This window comes from Massilia frigida (genome assembly GCF_011682175.1).
Taxonomy (GTDB): Bacteria; Pseudomonadota; Gammaproteobacteria; order Burkholderiales; family Burkholderiaceae_D; genus Telluria_A; species Telluria_A frigida.
Genome location: NZ_WHJG01000210.1, coordinates 1 through 308 on the forward strand (window position 1 = coordinate 1; position 308 = coordinate 308).

The following is a 308-nucleotide window of genomic DNA, read 5'->3' on the forward strand; positions in this document are numbered from 1 at the left end:
GGTACAAGCTCAGCAGCGGCGCGCGCACCTGGCCCGGATCGAGGCGCTTGCCGTTCAATACCAGGTCGCCGCGCATGAAGCTGTTTTGCGCGAACAGCAGCCCGACCGATTCGTCGAACAGCGCACGCGCCATCGGCAATTCGTCGAGGGTCCAGCGCTGCACCCGCAGATGGGTCGCGAGCAGCCCGGGAAACGGCGCGCTGGCGGCCGCGTCGACCGCCGGCGCAAGGTAGAAAGCGCCCGGTGCGGCGTTGGCGAAGATGGCGCTCAGGAGCGAGCCGGCCCGCGGCCGGCCGGGCTCGGATGGC

1 pseudogene is annotated in these 308 nt (G+C 71.1%); it reads right to left on the minus strand.

The features are described 5' to 3' along the window. Nucleotides 1-308: pseudogene (locus F2P44_RS34725) on the minus strand (alpha/beta fold hydrolase); the annotation flags it as partial.